Source organism: Micromonospora sp. 15K316 (assembly GCF_004348525.1).
Lineage (GTDB): Bacteria > Actinomycetota > Actinomycetes > Mycobacteriales > Micromonosporaceae > Micromonospora.
The window spans coordinates 1-5,877 of the sequence record NZ_SMKG01000303.1 but is presented as its reverse complement, the minus strand read 5'-3'; the positions used below and the strand labels follow the sequence as shown (position 1 = coordinate 5,877).

4 protein-coding genes are annotated in these 5,877 nt (G+C 74.5%); 3 read left to right on the top strand and 1 reads right to left on the bottom strand.

Annotation, left to right across the window (positions count from 1 at the left end; translation table 11 throughout):
* Positions 1-83: 83 nt before the first annotated feature.
* Positions 84-2,210, bottom strand: a complete 2,127-nt coding sequence (locus E1211_RS30115) for a transglycosylase domain-containing protein (RefSeq protein ID WP_132353300.1) — start codon at positions 2,208-2,210, stop codon at positions 84-86.
* Between the two features lie 132 nt (positions 2,211-2,342).
* Between E1211_RS30115 and cobC the strand changes: the two genes are divergently transcribed.
* The 3 genes from cobC to cobA all read left to right on the top strand — a co-directional run bounded on the left by cobC (position 2,343) and on the right by cobA (position 5,876).
* Positions 2,343-3,482, top strand: coding sequence for an Rv2231c family pyridoxal phosphate-dependent protein CobC (cobC, locus tag E1211_RS30110; protein WP_132353298.1), 1,140 nt, complete (start codon positions 2,343-2,345; stop codon positions 3,480-3,482).
* Positions 3,482-4,579 carry a nicotinate-nucleotide--dimethylbenzimidazole phosphoribosyltransferase gene (gene cobT, locus E1211_RS30105; RefSeq protein WP_132353302.1) on the top strand — a complete coding sequence of 366 codons (1,098 nt, stop codon included), beginning with the start codon at positions 3,482-3,484 and terminating at the stop codon, positions 4,577-4,579. Before cobC ends, cobT begins: the two co-directional genes overlap by 1 nt.
* A 64-nt stretch (positions 4,580-4,643) precedes the next feature.
* A complete protein-coding gene (gene cobA, locus E1211_RS30100; protein WP_132353296.1) occupies positions 4,644-5,876 on the top strand; it encodes a uroporphyrinogen-III C-methyltransferase in 1,233 nt (410 codons plus the stop codon).
* Position 5,877 lies beyond the last annotated feature (1 nt).

Below are 5,877 nucleotides of genomic sequence, written 5' to 3'. Positions count from 1 at the left end.
TCGGAGCTGTGTATAAGAGACAGACGCGAACCTCTTGATCAACCGTTGCGGGTGACCGGCTCCGGCGTGGGGCGGCGGGGAGGTCAGCCGACGATGGCGTCGCTGGGTGGGGTGAACTGGCGGGTCGGTTTGCCCTTCAGACCGTCGCGGAGGGTCTCCGCGACCGCGCTGATCGGGATCTGCGACTGGCCGTCACCGACCGCGTTGAACGGGTTGTCCGGATCGGAGATGAAGCTCGCCGCGGCCAGCTCCGGCGTGTAGCCGACGAACCAGGCGGAGCGGGTGCTGTCCGTGGTACCCGTCTTGCCCGCCACCGGCCGTCCGACGGTGCCCCGGACGCTGTCCGCCGTCGACCAGCCGCCGCAGCTTCCCCGCGCCGGGGTGTCCCCGGTGGGGCAGCGGGCCGCGTCGGTGGCCGCCCGGGCGGCGTCGGCGGTGACCACCTGCCGGCAGCGCGGCTTGGCGACCTCCCGGCTGATCCCGGACGCGGTCGAGTACGTCGCCGGTGTGCCGTCCCGGTTGAAGATCCCCTGCACCGGGATCGCCTCGCAGTACCGACCGTCAGCCGCGATCGCCGCGTACGCGTTCGCCATCTCCAGTGGGGTGGCGTCGGAGACGCCCAGGGTGAACGCGCCCCACTTCTTCACCTTGGACGGGGAGGCCTGCTCCTTGTCGACGTCGGTGCGCCAGCGCAGCCCGAGCTGTTCGGCGAGGCGTACCGCCTTGTCCGCGCCGACCCGCTCCTCCAGCCAGACGAAGTAGGTGTTGACGGATTTGCCGAAGCCCGACCACATGGTCTGCATGCCGGACATCGCGCCGCTCGCGTTCGTCGGCGCCCACCCGTCGTAGATCGCCGACTGGTACCGGTGCGGCGCGTTGAACGAGGTGGAGAGGGGCATGCCCTCGTTGAGCGCGGCCAGCATCGGGAACATCTTGAACGTCGACCCGGCCTGGTAGCCCGGCAGGTCACCGCCGCCGAGCAGCGGCGCGACCGTGTTCGGGTAGTTCGCCTTCACCTTCGGCCCGGCCTCCGGATTCGAGCTCTGCGGGTTCTCGCTCAGGTCCAGCGAGTACGTCCGGTTCACCGCCATCGCCTTCACCCGCCCGGTTCCGGGCTCGCTGACCACGATGCCGTTGGCGAACGGACTGCCGGTGCCGGCCCCGAGGTTCTTCTGGGCCGCCTCCTGGATCTTCGGGTCGATGCTGAGCACGATCCGGTAGCCGCCGCGGCGCAGCTTGTCCATCCGCTCCAGCCGGTTCTCCCCGAACGCCGGCTGCGCGCTCCACCAGTTCTTCAGGTAGTCGCAGATGAAGCCCCAGCTGTTGTACTTCTCCGGCACGGCGGCGCAGTCGTTCGGCGGGTCGGTGAGCTTGAGCCGGATCGGCTCGCCCTTGGCCGCCGTGGCCGCGTCCGGGGAGAGGTAGCCGAGCTGGCTCATCCGGTCCAGGACGTAGTTGCGCCGGGCGGTGGCCTCCTTCTGGTCCGAGGTCGCCGGGTCGTACTGGCTCGGGGACTTGACCAGCCCGGCGAGCGTCGCGGCCTCGACCGGGGTGAGGTCCTTCGGCGTCTTGGAGAAGAAGATCTCGCTGGCCGCGTAGATGCCGTACGCGCGGTGCCCGAAGTACGCCGAGTTCAGGTACCGCTCGATGATGTCTTCCTTGCTGAGCTCCTTCTCCAGGTCCATCGCCAGCCGCATCTCCCTGATCTTGCGCAGGCTGGTCTGCTGGGTGGCCTCCTGGACCTCCTTGGGCGTCGTCGCGCTGTCCCGCAGTGCCATCCGGACGTACTGCATGGTGAGGGTGGACGCGCCCTGGGAGACCCCGCTGGAGCGGGCGTTCGCCACGAAGGCCCGTACCACGCCCTTCGGGTCGACGCCCTTGTGCTGGTAGAAGCGCGAGTCCTCGGCGGCCACGATGGCCTGCTGGATGTTCGGCGACATGTCCGACAGCTTCGTGTACTGCCGGTACTCCTCGTAGAACATCGTCAGCACGGTCTTGCCGTCCGGCAGGTAGAGGTAGGAGGTCTCCGCGGGGAGGGCCTTGGTCAAGAGCTTGGTCTTGGCCTCCGTGGCGTGCGCGGTGGCCTTCGCGCCGAGCCCGGTGACGGCGACCATGGGATAGGCGAGGGCGGCGATCACGATGCCGGCGATCAGCCCGGCGCGGAGGAGAGGGACGGCACGACCAGCGGAGGCAAGGGGTCGGTTGCTCACAGGGTCAAGCTATGACATTTCCGAATCGGAAATGAGAAAAATTCATAAACGGCCGTACGGCTTGTGGGTGGTGACGCGGCCCACGCCGTGATCAGCTGTCCCCCGCGCCGCCTTCCCGGCAGGATCGCGGGCATGCGTGGTCAGCCGAGCGGAACCCTGCCGGGCGTCGAGGTGAGCCCCCGCGCCGGCGAGGCGTCCGGCCCCGACGTGCCGGCGGCTCCCACGCCCGGCCCCGACCTCGGCCACCACGGCGACGTCGAGGTGGGGGAGGGGCTGGTGGACCTCGCGGTGAACGTCCGCCGGGCGCCGCTGCCACCCTGGCTCGCCGGGCCCATCACCGACTCGCTGGCCGACCTCGCCCGCTATCCGGACGCCGCTCCGGCCCGGGCCGCGGTCGCCGCCCGGCACGGCCGCGACCCGGACGAGGTGCTGCTCACCGCCGGCGCCGCCGAGGCGTTCGTGCTGATCGCCCAGGCGCTGCGCGGCGTACACCGCCCGGTGGTGGTGCACCCGCAGTTCACCGAGCCCGAGGCGGCGCTCCGGGCGGCCGGTCACCGGGTCGAACGGGTAGTGCTCGACGCCGCCGACGGCTTCCGGCTCGACCCGGAGCTGGTCCCCGCCGACGCCGACCTCGTGATGATCGGCAACCCCACCAACCCCACCTCGGTGCTGCACCCGGCGTCGGCCGTGGCCGCGCTGGCCCGGCCGGGGCGGGTGCTGGTCGTCGACGAGGCGTTCGCGGACACCACCGCCGCCCCCGGCCGCCCCGGCGAGCCCGAGTCCCTGGCCACCCGCCGCGAGCTGCCCGGCCTGCTGGTGGTGCGCAGCCTCACCAAGACCTGGGGGCTGGCCGGGCTCCGGATCGGCTACCTGCTCGGCGCGCCCGAACTGCTGACCCGGCTCGCCGCCGTACAGCCGCTCTGGCCGGTCTCCTCACCCGCGCTCGCGGCCGCGACCGCCTGCGCCGGGCCCGTCGCGGTCGAGGCCGAGCGCGCCATCGCCGCGCAGCTCGCCGCCGACCGCGACCACCTGGTCGCCCGGCTCGCCGACCTGCCGGGCGTACGCGTCGCCGGTCGGCCGGCGAGCGCGTTCGTGCTGATCCAGCTGGCGGGCGCGGCAGCGGTCCGGGCCGCCCTGCGCGAGCGTGGTTGGGCGGTACGCCGGGGCGACACCTTCCCCGGCCTCGGGCCGGACTGGCTGCGGGTGGCCGTCCGGGACCGGGCCACCACCGACGCGTTCACCCGGGTACTGGGCGAGATCCTGGAGGCATGATGCTGGAGAGCACGATCGCGGCCGTCGCGCCGCTCGACGAGGCGGCGATGGCCGAGGCCCGTGAGCTGCACGGGCGGCTCACGAAACCGGCCGGTTCGCTCGGCGCCCTGGAGGAGCTGTCGGTACGCCTCGCCGGCCTCGCCGGCGCCTGCCCGCCCCCGCTGCCCGGCGCCCCCGCGGTGGCCGTCTTCGCCGGCGACCATGGTGTGCACGCCCAGCGGGTGAGCCCCTGGCCGCAGGAGGTCACCGCCCAGATGATCGCCAACTTCCTGGCCGGCGGCGCGGTCGTCAACGCGTTCGCCCGGCAGGCGGGCGCCACGGTCACCGTGGTCGACGTCGGCGTGGCCACCCCGATCCCCGGTGCGCCCACCGACCCGGACCACCCGGCGGCCGGCACGCTCGACCCGGCCGTGCCCCGGCTGGTGAGCGCCACCGTCCGGCCCGGCACGCGGGACCTCACCGTCGCCGCCGCCCTCACCCGCGACGAGGCCCGGGCCGCCGTGGAGGTGGGTGTCCGGGTCGCCGAGGAGCTGATCGGGGCCGGCGCCGGGATCCTCCTCACCGGTGACATGGGCATCGGGAACACCACGCCCGCCGCCGCGCTGATCGCGGCCTTCACCGGCGCCGACGCGGCCGACGCGACCGGCCGGGGCACCGGTGTGGACGATCCGACGTACCGCCGGAAGGTCGAGGTGGTCCGGGCCGCGCTGGACCGGCACCGGCCGGATCCGGCGGACCCGCTGGGTGTGCTCGCCGCCGTCGGTGGCCTGGAGCACGCGGCGCTGGCCGGGCTGATCCTCGGTGCCGCCGCGCGGCGGGTACCGGTGCTGCTCGACGGGGTGATCGCCGGCTCCGCCGCGCTCGCCGCCGCGGCGTTCGCCCCCGACGCGGTGGGCGCGATGGTCGCCGGGCACCGCTCCGCCGAACCCGGTGCCACGCTCGCGCTGCGGCGGCTCGGCCTCGAACCGCTGATCGACCTCGGCCTGCGCCTCGGCGAGGGCACCGGCGCGCTGCTCGCGCTGCCGGTGGTCACCGGAGCGGTCCGGGTGCTGCACGAGGTCGCCACGTTCGACTCCGCGGGCGTGGCCGAGAAGTGAGCGGGCGGAGCGAGCCAGGTCGGCGACTCGGGCGCGTGGTGCCCGGCATCGCGGTGGACGCGGCGTGACCGAGGCCCCGTACCCGCTCGGGCTGCGGCTGGCCGGGCTGCGAGTGGTCGTGGTGGGTGGCGGGACGGTCGCCACCCGGCGGGTGCCGGCCCTGCTGGACGCCGGCGCGGACGTGCTGCTGGTCGCGCCGGAGCTGACGCCGGCCCTGCGGGCGCACGCCGACGCCGGCCGGCTGCGCTGGCTGGAGCGCCGGTTCACCCCCGCCGACCTCGACGGGGCCTGGCTGGTCCAGGTGGCGGTGGACGACCCCGCCGCCGCCGCGTCGGTCAGCACCGCCGCCGCCGAGCGGCGGGTCTTCTGCGTACGCGCCGACGACCGGAGCGCGGCCACGGCCTGGACCCCGGCGGTGACCCGGCACGGCCCGGTGACGGTCGCCGTACTCGGCGGTGGCGATCCGCGCCGGGCGATGAGCGTCCGAGACGCGGTGCGGGACCTGTTGGCCGCCCACAGCGGCTCCCTCCCGACGGATCCGGCGGGGGCCGGCCGGAGCCGCCCGGGTGGCCGGGTCGCCCTGGTCGGCGCCGGCCCGGGGGACCCGGAGCTGATCACGGTGAAGGGGCTGCGGCTGCTCACCGAGGCGGAGGTGGTGGTCGCCGACCGGCTGGTGCCCGGGCTGCTCCTCGACGAGCTGCGCGCCGACGTGGAGCTGGTCGACGCCTCCAAGATCCCGTACGGACCGGCCCGTACGCAGGAGGAGATCAACCGGATCATCGTCGACCGCGCGCTGGCGGGGAGGTTCGTCGTACGGCTCAAGGGCGGCGACCCGTACGTCTTCGGCCGGGGCGGGGAGGAGCTGTTGGCGTGCGCGGCGGCCGGGGTGCCGGTGACCGTGGTGCCCGGGGTGACCAGTGCGGTCGCGGTGCCCGCGGCGGCCGGCGTCCCGGTCACCCACCGCGCGGTGGCGCACGAGTTCACCGTGGTGTCCGGGCACGTGCCGCCCGACTCGCCGGCCTCGCTGGTGCGCTGGGACGCGCTCGCCGCGCTGCGCGGCACAGTGGTGATCCTGATGGGGTTGAAGAACCTGGCCGCGATCGCCGCGACCCTGGTCGCGCACGGGCGCCCCGCGCGCACCCCCGTCGCCGTGGTGCAGGAGGGGACCACCGGTGCGCAGCGGACGATCCGCTCGACCCTCGGCACGGTCGCCGCCGACGTGACGGCCGCCGACCTGCGCCCGCCCGCCGTGGTGGTCATCGGCGACGTGGTGACCGCCCTGACCCCCGACCCCTGAC